We start from the raw sequence: 16,834 nt of genomic DNA, 5'->3' as shown, positions 1-16,834 counted from the left end.
GGGAACGGGCACGCGATGAGCGCCATTCTTCATCCGGCGGCGGGCCCGGCGGCCCGCCCCGCCCGCAAAAGGCCCGGCGTGCTGCCGGGTTTCGGCATTTCCATGGGCTATGCCGTGTTCTACCTCAGCGTGCTGGTGCTGATTCCGCTGGCGGCGTTGCCGATCAAGAGCGCGCAACTGGGCTGGACCGGTTTCTGGGAGGCGGTGACCGCGCCGCGCGTGCTGGCTTCCTACAAGCTCACCTTTGGCGCGGCGCTGCTGGCGGCCCTGGTCAACCTGGTGTTCGGGACCATCGTGGCCTGGGTGCTGGTGCGCTATCGCTTCCCGGGCAAGAAAATCGTCGATGCCCTGGTGGACCTGCCCTTTGCGCTGCCGACCGCGGTCGCGGGTATCGCCCTGACCGCGCTCTACTCCAAGAACGGCTGGCTGGGCGCGCCGCTGGAACAATGGCTGGACCTGAAGGTGGCGTTCACGCCGCTGGGCATCGTGGTGGCGCTGATCTTCATCGGCGTGCCCTTCGTGGTGCGGACCGTGCAGCCGGTGCTGGAGGATATCGAGCGCGAGATCGAGGAGGCGGCGGCCAGCCTGGGCGCCAACCGCTGGCAGACCATACGGCGGGTGCTGCTGCCGGCCTTGACGCCGGCGCTGTTGACCGGCTTCGCGCTGGCCTTTGCGCGGGCGGTGGGCGAGTACGGCTCGGTGGTCTTCATCGCGGGCAATATGCCGATGGTGTCGGAGATTACGCCGCTGCTCATCATCGTCAAGCTGGAGCAGTTCGACTACGCGGGCGCCGCGGCCATCGCCACCGTCCTCTTGGCCGTGTCCTTCGTGCTCCTGTTCATCATCAATCTGCTGCAAGGCTGGCAGGCGCGGCGCGGAGGAAAACTGACATGAGACCCGGCCATCTGACCGAACCGCGCTGGGTGCGCGCCATCCTGCTCCTGCTGGCCCTGGCCTTCCTGACGCTGTTTCTTTTCGTGCCCCTGGCGGCGGTGTTCACCGAGGCCTTGCGCAAGGGCTGGGAGACCTATCTGGCGGCGATCACCGAGCCCGATGCCCTGTCGGCCATCCGCCTGACGCTGCTGGTGGCGGTGATTTCCCTGCCGGTCAACCTGGTGTTCGGCGTGGCGGCCGCCTGGGCGATCACCAAGTTCCAGTTCCGCGGCAAGCAGTTTCTGATCACGCTGATCGATCTGCCGTTTTCGGTCTCGCCGGTGGTGGCGGGGCTGATCTTTGTCCTGCTGTTCGGGTCCCAGGGCTGGTTCGGCCCCTGGCTGCAGGCGCATGATCTGAAGATCGTCTACGCGGTGCCGGGCGTCATCCTGGCCACGCTGTTCGTCACCTTTCCCTTTGTCGCGCGCGAGCTGATCCCGCTCATGCAGGCCCAGGGCAGCGAAGAAGAGCAGGCCGCGCTGACGCTGGGCGCCAGCGGCTGGCAGATCTTCTGGCGCATCACCCTGCCCAATATCAAATGGGGCCTGTTGTACGGCGCCATCCTGGCCAATGCCCGCGCCATGGGTGAGTTCGGTGCGGTGTCGGTGGTGTCCGGGCAAGTGCGCGGGCTGACCAACACCATGACCTTGCACGTGGAGATTCTCTACAACGAGTACCAGTTCGCGGCCTCTTTCGCGGTGGCCTCGCTGCTGGCCTTGCTGGCCCTGGTGACGCTGGTGGCCAAGAACTTCATCGAGTGGCGCAATCACCGGCTGCTGGCGCAGAGCGAGCAGCCGCTGGAAGCGCCGCCGCTGTCGGCCCGCCAGCCGCAGGCGGCCTGACCCGGGGGAAACACATGAGTATCGAAGTCAAGAACCTGTCCAAGCGATTCAATGATTTCCGCGCGCTGGACAATGTATCGCTGCATATCGAGACCGGCGAGCTGGTCGCCTTGCTGGGGCCCTCGGGCTGCGGCAAGACGACGCTGCTGCGCATCATCGCCGGCCTGGAGAGCGCGGACAGCGGCAGCGTGCTGTTCTCCGGCGAAGACGCCACCGGCGTGGACGTGCGGCAGCGGCAAGTGGGTTTCGTGTTCCAGCACTATGCCCTCTTCAAGCATATGACGGTTTTCGAGAATGTCGCCTTCGGCCTGCGGGTCAAGCACCGTTCGCAACGTCCCTCCGAAGCCCGCATCCGCGCCAAGGTCCATGAGCTTTTGCAATTGGTGCAGCTGGACTGGCTGGCCGACCGCTACCCGGCCCAGCTCTCCGGCGGCCAGCGCCAGCGCATCGCGCTGGCCCGCGCCTTGGCGGTCGAGCCGCGCGTGCTGCTGCTGGACGAGCCTTTCGGCGCGCTGGACGCGAAGGTGCGCAAGGAGTTGCGCCGCTGGCTGCGCCGCCTGCATGACGAGCTGCACGTGGCCAGCGTGTTCGTCACCCACGACCAGGAAGAGGCGCTGGAGGTCTCTGACCGGGTGGTGCTGATGAACGCCGGGCGCATCGAGCAGGTCGGCAGCCCGCGCGAAGTCTGGGAAACGCCGGCCACGCCGTTTGTCTACGGTTTCCTGGGCGATGTGAACCAGTTGCCCGGGCAGGCGGCCGGCGGGGTCTGGCGCCACGCCGACTTGGCGTTGCCCGCGCCCGAGCTGGCCCAGCCGGGCGCGCTGGCCGCCACCGCCTATGTGAGGCCGCATGAGATCGAGGTACTGCCTTATGCGCCGCGGCAGCCGGGCATTCCGGTGCGCCTGGCGCATGCTTATCTGGCCGGCCCCAGCGCCTATCTCGAGCTCACGCGCGAGGACGCCGCCAGCGTGATCGAGGCCGAAGTCCCCGAGCAGGTGTTCCGAGAACTCAATCTGAAGGAGGGCGATGCCCTGCTGGCGCGCCCGCGCCGTGCCCGGGTCTTCGCCACGCAACCATGAGCGATACCATCCTGACCCCCGAGACGGCCGGGCGCTGGCAGGCGCTGAAGGCCACGCTGGCCGATATTGTCCGGCGGCATCCCGACGCCGCCCTGGCCTCCTCGCTGGCCGCCGAGGATATGCTGCTGACCCACGCCATCTATGACGGCGGGCTGCCGTTGGAGATCTTCACGCTGGATACCGGGCGCCTGCATGCGCAGACGCTGGGCATGCTGGACAAGGTGCGCGAGCGCTATGGGCGCGACATCACCGTCATGCGGCCGCAGGAGCAGGCTGTGCGCGAGCACGTGGCCGCGCACGGCGCTTTCGCGTTTTACGAAAGCGTGGCGCTGCGTAAAGCCTGTTGCCAGATTCGCAAGGTCGAGCCGCTGTCGCGCGCCCTGGCCGGGCGCAGCGCCTGGATCACCGGACAGCGCCGGGCCCAGGCCGTCACGCGCGGCGAACTGCCGGCCGAGGAGGCGGATCCGGTCTTCGGCCTGTACAAGTTCAACCCCTTGGCCGCCTGGAGCGAGGATGAAGTCTGGAACGCCATCCGGGCCATGGATATCCCCTATAACCCCTTGCACGACCAGGGCTATCCCTCTATCGGCTGCGATCCCTGCACGCGCGCGATCCGGCCCGGCGAAGACCTGCGCGCCGGCCGCTGGTGGTGGGAGAACTCGGACTCCAAGGAATGCGGTCTGCATGAAGGCAACCGCCGCCATATTCCGATAGCCGTGAATTGAGAAAGGAACGACCATGTCTTTAGTTGCCCAACGCAGCCATCTGGATTGGCTGGAATCCGAGGCCATTTTTATCCTGCGCGAGGTGGCCGCCGAGTGCGCCAAGCCGGTGCTGCTGTTTTCCGGCGGCAAGGATTCCGTGGTGTTGCTGCGGCTGGCGGAAAAGGCCTTTCGGCCGGGACGCTTTCCCTTTCCTCTGATGCATATCGATACCGGGCATAACTTCGATGAAGTCATTGCCTTTCGCGATGCCCGCGCCGCCCAGCTGGGCGAGCAGCTGATCGTGCGCAGCGTCGAGGACTCCATCGCGCGCGGCAGCGTGGTGCTGCGCCGCGCCACGGATTCACGCAATGCGGCCCAGGCCGTCACCCTGCTGGAAGCCATCGAAGAGTTCGGCTTCGACGCCTGCATAGGCGGCGCGCGCCGCGACGAGGAGAAGGCGCGCGCCAAGGAGCGCATTTTTTCGTTCCGGGACGAATTCGGCCAGTGGGATCCCAAGGCCCAGCGTCCCGAGCTCTGGAATCTGTTCAATACGCGCGTGCATCCGGGCGAGAACATCCGGGTCTTTCCGATCTCGAACTGGACCGAACTGGACGTCTGGCAATACATCCATCGCGAAAACCTGGCCTTGCCATCGATCTACTACAGCCACCGGCGCGAGGTCGTGCGCCGCCGTGGCCTGCTGGTGCCGGTCACGCGCCTGACGCCGCCGGCCGAGGACGAGACGGTCGAGACGCTGGCCGTGCGCTTTCGCACCGTGGGCGACATTTCCTGCACCTGCCCGGTCGCTTCAGAAGCCGCGGACCCGCTGGCCATCATCGCCGAGACGGCGGTGACCGACATCACCGAGCGCGGCGCCACCCGCATGGACGACCAGACCTCGGAGGCGTCGATGGAGCGGCGCAAGCGCGAAGGCTATTTCTGAACCGGATGACATCATGAATGCACTGAACGATTCTTTCCTGTCGGGCGCCGATCGCGGTGTGCTGCGCCTGATCACCGCCGGCTCGGTGGACGACGGCAAGTCGACCCTCATCGGCCGCCTGCTCTATGACAGCAAGGGCGTGTTCGCCGACCAGCTCGATGCGATCGCCCGCGCCAAGCACAAGCGCGTGGCCGGCGACGGCATCGACCTTTCCCTCCTGACCGACGGCCTGGAGGCCGAGCGCGAGCAGGGCATCACGATCGATGTGGCCTACCGTTACTTCGCCACCCCGTCGCGCAAATTCATCGTGGCCGATGCGCCCGGCCATGAGCAGTACACGCGCAATATGGTGACGGGCGCATCCACGGCCGATGCGGCCATCATCCTGATCGACGCGACCCGGGCGGCCGATGGCAAGCTGCTGCCGCAGACCAAGCGGCACAGCACCATCGCGCGGCTGCTGGGCATCCGCCATATCGTGGTGGCCGTCAACAAGATGGACCTGGTGGACTGGGATCCGGCCGTGTTCGAGCGCATCGCCGCGTCGTACCGCGACCTGGCGGGCAAGCTGGGCCTGCCGGACTTCCACATCCTGCCGCTGTCGGCGCTCAATGGCGACAATGTCGTGCATGCTTCGCCGCGCACGCCCTGGTATGACGGCCAGCCGTTGCTCGGCCTGCTGGAAAGCCTGGAGCAGGGCGATGACGGCTCGGCGCTGCCCTTGCGTTTCCCGGTGCAGTGGGTCATGCGCCATGACGGCGACCGCGCCGAGGATTTCCGCGGCTACGCGGGCCGCGTGGCCAGCGGCGCCTTGTCCGTGGGCGATGAGATCCTGGTGCAGCCTTCGGGCGTGACCGCGCGCGTGGCCGCGCTGCGGGTGTTCGACCGCGACGTGCCCCGCGCCGTGAGCGGCGAGTCCATCACCGTGGTCCTGGACCGCGACGTCGATGTCTCGCGCGGCGACATCATCACGCATGCCGCCGCGCCGGCCGCGGTGGCGCGCGAGTTCGAGGCCGAAGTCTGCTGGCTCGACAACCAGCCCTTGAACCCGGCGCGCAAGTATCTGCTCAAGCAGGGCACGCGGCTGACGTCGGCCAAGATACGCGCCGTGCATACGCGGCGCGACATCCACGAGCTGCAGGAGGTGAGCGAGGCGCAGGACAAGCTCGAGATGAACGACATCGGGCGGGTGTCCTTCATCACGCGCGAGTCGCTGGCGGTCGATGATTATCGCGATGTGCCGGCCACGGGCGCCTTCATCCTGATCGATGCCGCCACCCACCAGACGGCCGCGGCCGGCATGCTCATCCGACGCTGACGCAGGCCCTGGAAACCTTGTTGTTTTTCGTCCAAACCCTTGTCTGGCGCGGGTTTCCAGGCGTTTTCCAAGTCGTGGAATGAATTCCGCGCACGCCCGGCGGGAGTTGCGGTACAGTCGAAACGTGGTCCTCCCAGGGACTTAGGGGCTTGTCAAAAGTACTGTGTTTTTGTACAGTACTTCCATGATGAGCACCGAACATTCGCTTTCCGCCGGTTTTGGGTCCCCGGCTGCCGCCCCCGCCGCCTCGCGCGGTCGGGGTGCGGTTACTAATGTTCGCCACCGCTTCGAGCAAACCGAGCGTGAGGCTTTCGACGATGGCTGGTTTGGCGGCGATCATGACGCGCCTGCCGCCTTCGATGTGTCCCTCGATGACATCCAGGACGAGCCCCGGCGCCTGCCGGCCTCGGACGACCCGGAGGGCGGGGAGGATGCGCATTCCGCCGTCTCCGCGGCCGCCCTGCCGGCCGGTGCCTCGCCCGAAGCGGTGGGCCTGCCCCCGGCGGCCACCCAGCGCTACATCCCCGTGGTGGCCGCGCCCCGCACCACGGTCAAGCCCGAGCAGGCACGCAAGCTGCTGTCGCGCAACGATTCCCCCGACATCCCCTTCGATGTCGCCGTCAATCCCTATCGGGGCTGCGAGCACGGCTGCGTCTATTGCTACGCCCGGCCCACCCATGCCTACCTGGGCTATTCGCCCGGCCTGGATTTCGAGACCCGGCTGGTCGCCAAGGCCAACGCGGTCCAGGCGCTGCGGGCCGAGCTCGCACGGCCGGGCTACAAGGTGTCACCCATCAATATCGGCTCGGCCACGGATGTCTACCAGCCCATCGAGCGTACCTGGCGGCTGACACGCGGCCTGCTCGAGCTCATGGTCGAGACAGGCCATCCCCTGACCCTGGTCACCAAGAATTCCCTGGTCGAGCGCGACCTGGACCTGCTGACCACGCTGGCGCGAGAGCGCCTGGTCACGGTCTTCATCAGCATCACCACGCTGGATGCCGACATGGCGCGCACGCTGGAGCCCCGGGCGTCGGCGCCCTGGCGCCGGGTCGAGACGGTGCGCAAGCTGGCCGAGGCCGGTGTGCCCGTGGGTGTGCTGGTGGCGCCTGTCATCCCCTTCATCAATGACGAGTCCATGGAGCAGATTCTCGAGGCGGCCGCCGGCGCGGGCGCCTGTTCGGCCAGCTACACGGTCGTGCGCCTGCCCTGGGAAGTGAAAGAAGTCTTTGAAACCTGGCTGCATACGCATTTCCCTGACCGGGCGCAGCGCGTGCTGCATCGCATCGAGGATATGCGGGGCGGCAAACGCAACGACAGCAGTTTCGACACCCGCATGCGCGGCACAGGCATCTGGGCCGATCTGTTGCGGCAGCGCTTTCAGGTGGCCGCCCGCAATCTGGGCCTGGCCGGGTGGCGGCCGGAGTTGGCTATCGATCGCTTTGTGCCACCGGCGCCGGCGGCCCGCCGGGCGCGGGCAAGCGCCAGCGAAGCCGCGCGCCAGGCGGGCCAGATGGCCTTGTTCGACGAATGAACCAAGACAGTTTTCCCAGAATGTCCGCCAGCGGACCGCTTTGCCGGACCAAGCCCGGCAGGCGCTACAAGGAGAGTCATCATGACGACGGTTTCGCTTTCTGCTGATGCATTGCTGGCCCCGGCGGCGCAGCGTCCGTGCCCCCCGCCGCGTGCGAGCCGCAAGCCGGCCTGGCCTTTCCCTGCTCCGACCGTGCCCGTTCCCGTGGATGCCGGGCGCAGCACCGGGGCCCAGGGCGATGCCCAGGCCAAGGAAATGCGTCGCCGCATGGTTTGGGACGTGGTCATGGTGCTGTCCTGGGGGGCGCTTATCCCCGGGCTGATGTGGCTGGGCGCGGCGGCAGGTTTCTGAACCCGGGCGGGATGGCTCAGCTCGAGCCCAGCAAGACCACGCCCAGCAAGATCGCGCCGCAGCCGGCCAGACGTCCGGGGCCGACTTTCTCACGCAGCAAGAACATGCCCGCCAGCGTGCCCAGCATCATGGACATTTCTCTTGCGGGGGCCACCAGGCTTAGCGGAGCCCCCATGCGCAAGGCATAAAGCACCAGGATGTAGCCCAGGGGCGAGAGCAGGCCGACCGCGAGGGCCAGGTGCCAGTAACCCCGCATGGCCGGAAAATACTGGGCGCGCCGTTGTATCACATGGGGCGTCATCATGACGGTGCGCGTCACGCAGGTGAACCAGTCAAACAAGACGGGCATGATGAGCAGGCTCTTGACGCCATAGGCGTCCACCACGGTATAGGCGGCGATAAACAGGCCGATCAGCACCCCCCAGCGCACGCCTATCCAGGCTTGCGGCGAACGGAACATGCTCAGCCGGCCTTGCGTGGCGATGAGCAATACCCCGCCCACCACGCACAGCATGCCCAGGATGCCCGTGCCCGTGGCGGCTTCGTTCAAGAGGGTAAAGGCGCCCAGGGTGGATAGCAGCGGTCCGGTGCCGCGTGCGATGGGGTAGACCACCGAGAGATCGGCCACTTGATAGCCGCGTTGCAGGCAAAGACTGTAGCCCAGGTGCAACAGCGACGAGGCCAGGATGCAGAGCACCACCGGCCAGCTCCATGTCATGCCCTCGTGCGCCAGCACCCAGATCACCCAGGGGGCGTAGAGCAGGCTGGCCGCCAGCCCGTAGGCAAAGACGAACACCGGCCCCACCATGGCGGCGCGCTTGGCCAGCAGATTCCATGTCGCATGGGCCATGGCGGCCAGGATGACAAGAAGCAGGGACGTATAGGTCATGAGCAGAGCACCGCCTGGGAAAGGCGCAAGCGTACCCGAAACGGGGGCGGAGCCCATATGACTGGACTGGTTAAAAAAAGAGCACTGAGGTAGAATTGCTGGTTTGCCAACTCATCCTCTGCTTGCGGCATACGAAACATGCGCGAGGCAAGGCAGGCTGGATGCGGCGGGAGTGTGGCGGGTCGGGCCAAGTGGGCGGACCAGCAACACCCCGATGCATCTTCGGCTGGGCCGGGCTTTGCGCATCGATACTATCCCGGCAAAAAAACGCCTGCAAAGACAAGATGACTCTGGAGTTCTCATGAACCTTATCGCTATCCTTGAACAGGAAGAAATCAAGCGCCTGACCGGCGACAAGCCCGTGACCGAGTTCGCCCCCGGCGACACCGTGATCGTGAGCGTGAACGTGGTCGAAGGCACCCGCAAGCGCGTCCAGGCCTTCGAAGGCGTGGTCATCGCCAAGCGCAACCGTGGCCTGAATTCCTCCTTCATCGTCCGCAAGATCTCGTCGGGTGAGGCCGTGGAGCGTACGTTCCAGCTGTACTCGCCGCAGATCGCCGGCATCGAAGTCAAGCGCCGTGGTGACGTGCGCCGTGCCAAGCTGTACTACCTGCGCAACCGCTCGGGCAAGTCGGCTCGCATCAAGGAAAAGCTGGTCAGCAAGCAAGCCGCCCAGGGTTGATCCCCGGCTTGAATGCTGCCCGGACCCTCCAGGCCGCGCCGGCATCCTGCCGGCGTTGCCTGGAGGGCATTCCGAGTTAAAAAGGCACCTGCGAGGGTGCTTTTTTTGTTTTTCGCAGTAGCGCGCGCAGCGCGGCGCTTGCGCCGCCGGACCGCCCCAAGGCAGACAGCGCTCTTTCGGGAGCAGCAGGCACGCATGGCGTGCGCCGCCGGGGGGACTTTTCTTGTTTCCGGGCTCATGTCTGACTCATTGCCTGCACGCCGGCCCATCGTCCGGCCCAATTTCGATCCCAAGGAGCAGCCCTGGCAGGTCGCCGATAGCGGGCTGCTGCGGGTCAATCCCGAGCTGCTCACGCCCGATGCCCTGCGCGGCGCGCTGCGGCCCGCCCGCGAGTGGACGCTGGACCCCCTGGGCACGGAAAAAGACCGCTATCCGGGCCGCGAAGGGCCGCCGGTGCTGGCCGCCGTGCTGATTCCCATGGTGATGCGGCCCGAAGGGGTCCGCGTGATGCTGACGCAGCGCGCCGCCCATCTGCACGACCATGCCGGCCAGATCAGCTTCCCGGGAGGCCGGGTCGAATTGGCCGACCCGACGCCGGTGGATACGGCCTTGCGCGAGGCCCAGGAAGAAACCGGCCTGCCGCAAGACAGGGTGGAAGTGCTCAACAGCATGCCGGAGTATCTGACCTCGACAGGTTTTTCCATCACGCCGGTGGTTTCGCTGGTGCGCCCGGACTTCGCTCCCGCGCCGGATGTCTTCGAGGTGGCGGATATTTTCGAGGTGCCGCTGGACTTCCTGATGGATCCGTCCAATCACCGGCTTTATGAGGCGCGATTGCCCGACGGCCGGGTGCGCCGCTATTACGCCATCCCCTGGGGAGAGCGTTTTATCTGGGGCGCGACCGCCGGCATGCTGCGCAACCTCTACAAAAGCCTGGCGCCGCGCTGAACGCGCGGCCTGTCAGTGGGTGGAGGCGCGCCGGGCGGCGTGCAGCCAGCCCAGTCCGGCGCGGGTGTCGCCCGCCGGCCGGTACTCGCAGCCCACCCAGCCGGCGTAGCCCAGCTCATCGAGCAACTGGAACAGATAGGGGTAGTTGAGTTCGCCGTGATCCGGCTCCTGGCGCAGGGGCACGCCGGCGATCTGGACGTGGCCCACGCGGCCCTGCGGGATGTAGTGGCGCAGGCGCATGCTGACATCGCCTTCGACGATCTGGCAGTGATAGAGGTCCATCTGCACTTTGACATTGGCCGCGCCCGTGGCCTGGACCACCGCATGGGCCTCGGCCTGGTGGTTGAGGTAATAGCCCGGCATGTCGCGCGGATTGATGGGTTCGATGAGGATCTCGACGTCGACGGCCGCGGCCAGGCGGGCGGCATAGGCCAGGTTGTCGATATAGGTCTCGCGCAGCGCCCGCGGATCGCTGCCGCTGGCCGGGCAGCCCGCCATGACGTGCACGCGCGGGCACATCAGCGACACGGCGTATTCCAGGGCCTGCTCCAGCCCGGCGCGGAAATCCTCCTGGCGGCCCGGCAGGCAGGCCAGGCCACGCTCGCCCTGGCGGGCGTCGCCGGCCGGGGCGTTGATCAGTATCAGTTCGAGATCGTGGCTTTGCAGCCGCTCGCGCCACTGCGCGGTGGAGTGGCTGTAGGGGAACTGCATTTCGACCCCCCTGAACCCATCGCGCGCGGCGGCGGCGCAACGGTCCAGCATTTCAATGTCTTGATAGAGCGTTGAAAGATTCGCGGCGAAACGCGGCATGTCGGCTTCCCATGACCCTGAAAGCCGCAGTGTATCGTGCTCGCGGGCCGCTGTGAGGGCCCCGGGGCAGGCGCACGGCCGCTAGTAGCGCTGGCGCGCCGCCTCGGTCTCGGCCAGGATGCGTTCGTACAGCGCGTAGCGGCCGGGATCGACCAACCCCTGCTTGAGCGCGCCCACCACGCCGCAGCCGGGCTCATGCCTGTGGGTGCAGTTGTAGAAGCGGCAGTGCTCGATATAGGGCTTGAATTCGGGAAAGCCGCGCAGGATGTCTTCGCCGCTCAGGTGCTGCAGGCCGAAGGCCTGGAAGCCCGGGGAGTCGATCAGATCGCCGCCCGGCGCCGGCAGGTGGTAGAGGCGGGTGCTGGTGGTGGTGTGGCGGCCCATGTCCAGCGCGGTCGAGTGCTCGCGCGTGGCCGCCTGGGCGTCTGGCACCAGGGTGTTGAGCAAGGTGGATTTGCCCATGCCGCTTTGGCCCAGCAGCAGGTTGACGCGGCCGGCCAGCCGCGGCGCCAGTTCGCGATGCACGGCCTGGGCGTCCTGCGCGCTCAGTTCGATGACCGGCACGTCCAGCGCGCGCACCGGGGCCAGGCGTTCGCGCGCCGCGGGCAGGCCGGCGGCGATGTCGATCTTGTTCAGGATGATGAGCGGCTCGATGCCCGCGCTCCAGGCGCCGGTCAGGGCGCGCCCGAGCAGATCTTCCGAGAAAGTGGGTTCGACGGCCACCACGATGAGCAGCTGGTCCACATTGGCGGCGAACTGCTTGGACCGCATTTCGTCGGAACGGAACAGCAGGTTGCGCCGGGGCAGCACGGCGTCGATGGCGCCTTCATCGGCGCCTTGCGGCGTGATGCGCACCCGGTCGCCGACGGCCGGCCCGGCTTTCTTGCCGCGCGGGAAGCATTTGCGCAGGCTGCCGTCGGCCAGTTCCACGCTGTAATGGCGCCCGTGGGCGGCAATAATGCGGCCTTCGTGATCGGCGCTCATGCGGTGGCACCCGCCAGGAGGTGACGGATGCGCACGGCAGCCGGCGGATGGCTGTCGTAGAAGGCCGAGTGCACGGGGTCCGGCGTCAGCGTGGCGGCGTTGTCGTCGTAGAGCTTGACCAGCGCGGAGACCAGGTTGCCGGATGAGCTTTGCACGGCCGCGTAGCGGTCGGCCTCGAACTCGTCGCGGCGCGAATACCAGCTGGCCAGCGGCGTGAACATGAAGGTGAACACGGGGATCACCAGGAAGAAAAGGATGAGCGCCATGGCGTCATTGCGCCCACCCAGCTGCGGCAGCACACCCAGGCCCACGTAGAACCAGGGCTGCTGCGCCAGCCATCCCAGCACGGCGAAAAATACCAGGGCCATGAACAGGCTCAGGCCGATGCGCTTGAGGATGTGGTGGCGCTTGAAATGCCCCAGCTCATGGGCCAGCACGGCCTCGATTTCGTCGGCGTTCAGGCGCGAGAGCAGGGTGTCGAAGAACACGATGCGCCGGCTTTTGCCAAAGCCGGTGAAATAGGCATTGCCGTGGGCCGAGCGCTTGGAGCCGTCCATCACGAACAGGCCGTTGAGGGTGAAGCCGCAGCGCTGGGCCAGGCCGCGGATGCGGGCGGTGAGCTCGGGATCATCGAGCGGGGTGAACTTGTTGAACAGCGGCGCGATATAGGTCGGGGCGATGAAGATGAGCAGCAGATTGAAGGCCGTCCACAGGCCCCAGGCCCACAGCCACCACAGTGAACCGGCGCTCGCCATGAGCCACAGGATGGCCGAGGCCAGGGGCAGGCCCAGACAGAGGGCCAGCGCCAGGCCCTTGAGCGTGTCCGAAACGAAAAGCCCCGGCGTCATGCGGTTGAAGCCGAAACGGCTTTCCAGCCTGAACTGGCGCCATAGCGTGAACGGCAGGCCGGCCAGCCCCAGCAGGAGGGCGACGCAGACCAGCAGCAGCAGCTGTCGGAGAAAGTCCACCTGGGTCAGCTGGGCCAGGCTGGTATCCAGCCATTGCAGCCCGCCGAACAGGGTCAGGCCGACCAGTATCATGGCGTCGTAGATGCGTTCGAACATGCCCAGGCGCACACGCGCGACGGTATAGTCCGCGGCGCGCTGGTGGCTGGTCAGGCCGATGCGGGCGGAAAACTCGCCCGGCACGGTGTCGCGGTGTTGGGCGACGTGGCGGATCTGGCGGCTGGCCAGCCACAGGCGCACGCCGGTATCGGCAATCAGCAGGGCAACGAACAGCAGGGTGAACATGGACTGGCGGGCGCCTCGGGCAGGGGTGTGCGAAAATCGCGTGTTTTAAAGGCAAATTATATGGCTGCCAACGAAAATCGCCTGGTCTGGCTCGACATGGAAATGACGGGGCTGGATCCTGAGAAAGAACGCATCATCGAAGTCGCCGTCGTGGTGACCGAGCCGGATCTGACGGTCGTGGCCGAAGGGCCCGTCCTGGTCGTGCACCAGGATGACAGCGTGCTTGACGCCATGGACAACTGGAACAAGTCCACCCATGGCAAGAGCGGCCTGATCGAGAAGGTGCGGGCCTCGACGCTGACCGAAGCCCAGGCCGAGCAGCAGCTCATCGATTTCCTGGCCCAGCATGTGCCGGCCGGCAAGTCGCCGCTGTGCGGCAATACCATCAGCCAGGACCGCCGCTTCATGTTCGCCTATATGCCGAACCTGGAGCGTTTTTTCCATTACCGCAACCTGGATGTCAGCACCCTGAAGGAATTGGCGCGGCGCTGGGCGCCCGCCGTCTACAAGGGCTTCGAGAAAAAGAGCCGCCACGAGGCGCTGGCCGACATCTACGAGTCCATCGACGAACTCAAGTACTACCGCGAACACTTCCTGAAGGTCTAGCGGCGGGCAGGGCGGCCAGGCCGCCCGCCGTCATGCTACTTCTTGCCCGCGGCCTGCACGGCGCTGTAGCTGGCCATGAGGTTGCGGTAGTCCGGGATGTGGTTGGCAAACAGCGCGGCCAGGCCTTCGATATCATTGCGCCAGTCGCGGTGCAGTTCGCACGCCACGCCGAACCAGCTCATCAGTTGGGCGCCGGCGGCCGACATGCGGTCCCAAGCGGCGTTGCGGGTGACTTCATTGAAGGTGCCCGAAGCGTCGGTCACCACAAAGACCTCATAGCCTTCTTCCAGGGCCGACAGCGCCGGGAAGGCGACGCACACCTCGGTGACCACGCCGGCGATGATGAGCTGCTTCTTGCCTGTGGCCTTGACCGCCTTGACGAAATCTTCGTTGTCCCAGGCGTTGATCTGGCCGGGGCGCGCGATATAGGGCGCGTCGGGGAAGCTGTCCTTGAGTTCTTGCACCAGCGGGCCGTTGGGTCCCTGTTCAAAACTGGTCGTCAGGATGGTCGGCAGCTTGAAATACTTGGCCAGGTCGGCCAGCGCCAACACGTTGTTCTTGAATTGATCGGGCTGGAAATCGCGCACCAGCGACAGCAGGCCGGCCTGGTGGTCCACCAGCAAGACGGCGGCATTGTTCTTGTCGAGTTTGGCGTAGGGTTTGCTCATCATGCACTCCTGGGTTTGACGGCGTTTGCCGCGGTTGAAGACCGTGCAAACCATCTTAGGCGGCGGTCTTGCAGGCCGGTAGCCCAGAATCGAGTCCTTCATCGTCCTGAAAATAGGACGATACTTGGAAGGCGGGAGAGGGCCCGGATTTGGGACGCTGTGTCCGCCTTCCCGAGGCTAGCGGCGTGCGGATCCGTCTCCTACCATCGCCCATGTGAATGACAAACATAAGAACCCCCGCATCGTAAGCGGCGCCGGCCCGGGCGCCCAGCAGCTTTTCGACGCCGCCAGCCATGGCCCGGAACTGGGACCGGTGAGGCGGGTCTGGACCGGCGCGGGCGCCGGACCGGCCGCGCCGGACGGGCTGGGCGTACTGACGCTGGCCTGGGAAGAGGGCTGGATGGACTGGACGCCGGCCGGGCAGTCCCCCGCGCGCCAACCCGAGGCCCGCAGCCTGAGGCTATGCCTGGCCGCGGGCGGCGCGGCGCGGTCCTGGCCCTGGCCGCGGGCCGGGCGGGGGGCGACGGAAATTCTGGTTTTTGCCGGTGTGAGGCTGGTGCAGCTGAGCCTGGCGCGCGGCTGCGATGCCGTGTTGCCCATGGCGGCCTGTCTGCCGGCCGGCCTGGTGGTGCTGGCCGGCGAGTTGCGCCTGAACCACGAGGTGCGCCTGCGCGCGCCGCAGTTGGCCGTGCTGGGCGCCGCCGGCCGGGATCTGCGCGTGACGGCGGCCAGCGACGCCTATGCGCTGGCGCTGGCCTGATTCAATCCGCGTCCAGGGCGGCGAAGCGCTCGGCCAGGAAGTCCACCAGCGCCCGGACCGATGAGAGCAGGCCGCGCCGCGAGGGGAATACGGCGTGGACGATCTCGCGCCGGGGTTCCCAGCCCGGCAGCACTTGCACCAGCTGGCCCCCGGCGATCTGCTCGCGCACCATGAGGCGGGGCAACTGCACCACGCCCACGCCGGCCAGCGCCGCATCGCGCAGCGCGATCATGTCCGTGGTGATGAGCCTTGGCGTAAGCGGCACCGTGGCCTGCCGTTCTTGCGGGCCCAGCAATTGCCAGCGCAGCGGCTGGTTGGGGATGCCCAGGGCGAGGTGGGGCCATTGCAGCAGATCCTCGGGGGCGCCCGGCATGCCATGCGCCTTGACCAGGTCGGGACTGGCGACCAGGCATTGCCCGCGGTCGGCGAAGATGCGCATGACCAGGTCGCTGTCTTCGAGCGGGGGCGGGCGGACGCGGATGGCGATATCCACCCCCTCGGCCAGCACATCCACGCGCCGGTTGGTGCTCTCCAGCTGGACGACCACCCGCGGGTAGCGGCGCATGAATTCGGCCAGCATATCGCCGACGTAGACGTGCAGGAGCGCCACCGGACAGCTCAGGCGCACCACGCCGCGCGGTTCGACCTGGGCCGCGTCGATCACCTCCTGCGCCGCTTCGGCTTCGGCCAGCATGGCCTTGCAGCGTTCGTAATAGCTTTGGCCGATATCGGTGACCAGGAAGTGCCGGGTGGAGCGCTGGATCAGCCGCACGCCCAGGCGCTCTTCCAGCATGGCCACGCGGCGGCTGAGCTTGGATTTGGGCATGCCCAGGGCGCGGCCCGCGGGGGCGAAGCCCCGGTGCTCGACGGTCTGGACGAAGTAATAAAGGTCGTTGAGGTCCTGCATGGATGCCCGCGCCTGATAGTGGATCGATTATGCCAGTCTCCGGGCTGTGCGATACTGGTTCCGGCTCGTAGGGAGGCGCAGGCATGGCGGTCTACACACTGGAGCAGTTGCGTCGCATCGAGGCAGCCGCCCGAAGCGCGGGCATGGACCTGATGGAACGTGCCGGCCGCGCGGCGGCCGAATTCATCGCCGAACGCCACGAGCCCGCCAGCCATGTGCTGGCGCTGGCCGGGCCCGGCAATAACGGCGGCGACGCCCTGGTCGCGGCCACCCATCTGCTGCGTCAGGGTTATGCGGTGCAGGTCGTGATGCCGGGCGGCCCCGCGCGCCTGCCGGCCGATGCGGCCGGGGCCTATGCGCGCTGGCGCGCCGCCGGCGGCGTCGAGGATCCCGCCCTGCCCAGATCCGCGCCCGGCGTGGTCATCGACGGATTGTTCGGCATCGGCCTGGCGCGGCCCTTGGGCGAGCCCTGGCAAAGCCTGGCCGATGCCGTCAACCGCTGGCAGGTGCCGGTATTGGCGCTGGACGTGCCCAGCGGCCTGTCGGCGCGCACGGGCCAGCCCCTGGGTCGTCCGGTCCAGGCCACCTGGACGCTGTCTTTCATCGGCACGCCCGCGGGGTTGGCC

Annotated in this window: 19 protein-coding genes; 13 read left to right on the top strand and 6 right to left on the bottom strand. The window is 67.0% G+C overall.

Annotated features, from left to right (window positions below):
* Nucleotides 1-15: 15 nt before the first annotated feature.
* The 8 genes from cysT (at nt 16) to AXA74_RS20965 (ending at nt 7,704) form a co-directional block, all read left to right on the top strand.
* Complete coding sequence (gene cysT / locus AXA74_RS21000) at nt 16-894, top strand: sulfate ABC transporter permease subunit CysT (protein WP_029577267.1); 879 nt, start codon at nt 16-18, stop codon at nt 892-894.
* Nucleotides 891-1,775, top strand: coding sequence for a sulfate ABC transporter permease subunit CysW (gene cysW, locus AXA74_RS20995; protein WP_032955089.1), 885 nt, complete (start codon nt 891-893; stop codon nt 1,773-1,775). The genes cysT and cysW overlap by 4 nt, the downstream gene beginning before the upstream one ends.
* 14 nt (nt 1,776-1,789) lie before the next feature.
* Nucleotides 1,790-2,854, top strand: a complete 1,065-nt coding sequence (locus AXA74_RS20990) for a sulfate/molybdate ABC transporter ATP-binding protein (protein WP_029577269.1) — start codon at nt 1,790-1,792, stop codon at nt 2,852-2,854.
* On the top strand, nt 2,851-3,579 hold the full coding sequence (locus tag AXA74_RS20985; RefSeq protein WP_029577270.1) for a phosphoadenylyl-sulfate reductase: 729 nt from the start codon (nt 2,851-2,853) through the stop codon (nt 3,577-3,579). The genes AXA74_RS20990 and AXA74_RS20985 overlap by 4 nt, the downstream gene beginning before the upstream one ends.
* A gap of 13 nt (nt 3,580-3,592) precedes the next feature.
* Nucleotides 3,593-4,501, top strand: coding sequence for a sulfate adenylyltransferase subunit CysD (gene cysD / locus AXA74_RS20980; RefSeq protein WP_029577271.1), 909 nt, complete (start codon nt 3,593-3,595; stop codon nt 4,499-4,501).
* Nucleotides 4,502-4,514: 13 nt separating this feature from the next.
* Nucleotides 4,515-5,819, top strand: a complete 1,305-nt coding sequence (locus AXA74_RS20975; protein ID WP_029577272.1) for a sulfate adenylyltransferase subunit 1 — start codon at nt 4,515-4,517, stop codon at nt 5,817-5,819.
* Nucleotides 5,820-6,003: 184 nt separating this feature from the next.
* On the top strand, nt 6,004-7,353 hold the full coding sequence (locus AXA74_RS20970; RefSeq protein ID WP_029577273.1) for a PA0069 family radical SAM protein: 1,350 nt from the start codon (nt 6,004-6,006) through the stop codon (nt 7,351-7,353).
* An 81-nt stretch (nt 7,354-7,434) separates the two neighbouring features.
* Nucleotides 7,435-7,704, top strand: a complete 270-nt coding sequence (locus AXA74_RS20965) for a hypothetical protein (RefSeq protein ID WP_032978143.1) — start codon at nt 7,435-7,437, stop codon at nt 7,702-7,704.
* A 16-nt stretch (nt 7,705-7,720) separates the two neighbouring features.
* Here AXA74_RS20965 and AXA74_RS20960 read toward each other — a convergent pair whose 3' ends face one another.
* Entirely contained in the window at nt 7,721-8,593 is an 873-nt protein-coding gene (locus AXA74_RS20960) for a DMT family transporter (RefSeq protein ID WP_029577275.1), read from the bottom strand.
* A gap of 301 nt (nt 8,594-8,894) precedes the next feature.
* Between AXA74_RS20960 and rplS the strand changes: the two genes are divergently transcribed.
* Together rplS and AXA74_RS20950 are read left to right on the top strand one after the other, a co-directional pair.
* The gene (gene rplS, locus AXA74_RS20955; protein WP_029577276.1) at nt 8,895-9,275 is read left to right on the top strand and encodes a 50S ribosomal protein L19; all 381 of its coding nucleotides are present in this window, start codon (nt 8,895-8,897) and stop codon (nt 9,273-9,275) included.
* A 237-nt stretch (nt 9,276-9,512) separates the two neighbouring features.
* Nucleotides 9,513-10,223 (top strand): CoA pyrophosphatase, encoded by a 711-nt coding sequence (locus tag AXA74_RS20950; RefSeq protein WP_029577277.1) that lies wholly within the window; start codon nt 9,513-9,515, stop codon nt 10,221-10,223.
* 12 nt (nt 10,224-10,235) lie between these two features.
* On the opposite strand, the gene otnI is transcribed toward AXA74_RS20950, so the two are convergent.
* The 3 genes from otnI to AXA74_RS20935 form a co-directional block, all read right to left on the bottom strand.
* Nucleotides 10,236-11,033 carry a 2-oxo-tetronate isomerase gene (gene otnI, locus AXA74_RS20945; protein WP_029577278.1) on the bottom strand — a complete coding sequence of 266 codons (798 nt, stop codon included), beginning with the start codon at nt 11,031-11,033 and terminating at the stop codon, nt 10,236-10,238.
* Between the two features lie 81 nt (nt 11,034-11,114).
* Nucleotides 11,115-12,017: a ribosome small subunit-dependent GTPase A gene (gene rsgA / locus AXA74_RS20940; protein ID WP_032978140.1), complete on the bottom strand. Its 903-nt coding sequence runs from the start codon at nt 12,015-12,017 to the stop codon at nt 11,115-11,117.
* Complete coding sequence (locus AXA74_RS20935; RefSeq protein WP_029577280.1) at nt 12,014-13,267, bottom strand: M48 family metallopeptidase; 1,254 nt, start codon at nt 13,265-13,267, stop codon at nt 12,014-12,016. Before AXA74_RS20935 ends, rsgA begins: the two co-directional genes overlap by 4 nt.
* A gap of 60 nt (nt 13,268-13,327) precedes the next feature.
* On the opposite strand from AXA74_RS20935, the gene orn reads away from it, so the two are divergent.
* Complete coding sequence (gene orn / locus AXA74_RS20930) at nt 13,328-13,873, top strand: oligoribonuclease (protein WP_032955086.1); 546 nt, start codon at nt 13,328-13,330, stop codon at nt 13,871-13,873.
* Between the two features lie 35 nt (nt 13,874-13,908).
* Here orn and ycaC read toward each other — a convergent pair whose 3' ends face one another.
* Nucleotides 13,909-14,541, bottom strand: a complete 633-nt coding sequence (gene ycaC / locus AXA74_RS20925; RefSeq protein ID WP_029577282.1) for an isochorismate family cysteine hydrolase YcaC — start codon at nt 14,539-14,541, stop codon at nt 13,909-13,911.
* A gap of 214 nt (nt 14,542-14,755) precedes the next feature.
* Between ycaC and AXA74_RS20920 the strand changes: the two genes are divergently transcribed.
* Complete coding sequence (locus tag AXA74_RS20920) at nt 14,756-15,301, top strand: hypothetical protein (RefSeq protein ID WP_032964375.1); 546 nt, start codon at nt 14,756-14,758, stop codon at nt 15,299-15,301.
* 1 nt (nt 15,302) lies between these two features.
* Here AXA74_RS20920 and AXA74_RS20915 read toward each other — a convergent pair whose 3' ends face one another.
* Entirely contained in the window at nt 15,303-16,208 is a 906-nt protein-coding gene (locus AXA74_RS20915) for a LysR family transcriptional regulator (RefSeq protein ID WP_032955084.1), read from the bottom strand.
* 83 nt (nt 16,209-16,291) lie between these two features.
* On the opposite strand from AXA74_RS20915, the gene AXA74_RS20910 reads away from it, so the two are divergent.
* Nucleotides 16,292-16,834: NAD(P)H-hydrate epimerase (locus tag AXA74_RS20910; RefSeq protein ID WP_060833313.1), on the top strand; the 543-nt coding region annotated here is incomplete at its 3' end.

Origin of the sequence: Bordetella hinzii LMG 13501, from assembly GCF_001548475.1 — a bacterium.
In the GTDB taxonomy this organism is placed as follows: domain Bacteria; phylum Pseudomonadota; class Gammaproteobacteria; order Burkholderiales; family Burkholderiaceae_B; genus Bordetella; species Bordetella hinzii.
Note: the sequence above shows the minus strand (reverse complement) of the source record. Positions and strands in the feature narration are given on the sequence as shown.

Bases quoted from the DNA above. Each gene is read 5' to 3' on its own strand.
- AXA74_RS20975 (WP_029577272.1), top strand. From the start codon at position 4,515: ATGAATGCACTGAACGATTCTTTCCTGTCGGGCGCCGATCGCGGTGTG.
- cysW (WP_032955089.1), top strand. From the start codon at position 891: ATGAGACCCGGCCATCTGACCGAACCGCGCTGGGTGCGCGCCATCCTG.
- AXA74_RS20985 (WP_029577270.1), top strand. From the start codon at position 2,851: ATGAGCGATACCATCCTGACCCCCGAGACGGCCGGGCGCTGGCAGGCG.
- cysD (WP_029577271.1), top strand. From the start codon at position 3,593: ATGTCTTTAGTTGCCCAACGCAGCCATCTGGATTGGCTGGAATCCGAG.
- otnI (WP_029577278.1), bottom strand. From the start codon at position 11,033: ATGCCGCGTTTCGCCGCGAATCTTTCAACGCTCTATCAAGACATTGAA.
- AXA74_RS20960 (WP_029577275.1), bottom strand. From the start codon at position 8,593: ATGACCTATACGTCCCTGCTTCTTGTCATCCTGGCCGCCATGGCCCAT.
- AXA74_RS20950 (WP_029577277.1), top strand. From the start codon at position 9,513: ATGTCTGACTCATTGCCTGCACGCCGGCCCATCGTCCGGCCCAATTTC.
- AXA74_RS20965 (WP_032978143.1), top strand. From the start codon at position 7,435: ATGACGACGGTTTCGCTTTCTGCTGATGCATTGCTGGCCCCGGCGGCG.
- AXA74_RS20970 (WP_029577273.1), top strand. From the start codon at position 6,004: ATGATGAGCACCGAACATTCGCTTTCCGCCGGTTTTGGGTCCCCGGCT.
- AXA74_RS20990 (WP_029577269.1), top strand. From the start codon at position 1,790: ATGAGTATCGAAGTCAAGAACCTGTCCAAGCGATTCAATGATTTCCGC.
- AXA74_RS20915 (WP_032955084.1), bottom strand. From the start codon at position 16,208: ATGCAGGACCTCAACGACCTTTATTACTTCGTCCAGACCGTCGAGCAC.
- rplS (WP_029577276.1), top strand. From the start codon at position 8,895: ATGAACCTTATCGCTATCCTTGAACAGGAAGAAATCAAGCGCCTGACC.
- orn (WP_032955086.1), top strand. From the start codon at position 13,328: ATGGCTGCCAACGAAAATCGCCTGGTCTGGCTCGACATGGAAATGACG.
- AXA74_RS20935 (WP_029577280.1), bottom strand. From the start codon at position 13,267: ATGTTCACCCTGCTGTTCGTTGCCCTGCTGATTGCCGATACCGGCGTG.
- cysT (WP_029577267.1), top strand. From the start codon at position 16: ATGAGCGCCATTCTTCATCCGGCGGCGGGCCCGGCGGCCCGCCCCGCC.
- rsgA (WP_032978140.1), bottom strand. From the start codon at position 12,017: ATGAGCGCCGATCACGAAGGCCGCATTATTGCCGCCCACGGGCGCCAT.
- ycaC (WP_029577282.1), bottom strand. From the start codon at position 14,541: ATGAGCAAACCCTACGCCAAACTCGACAAGAACAATGCCGCCGTCTTG.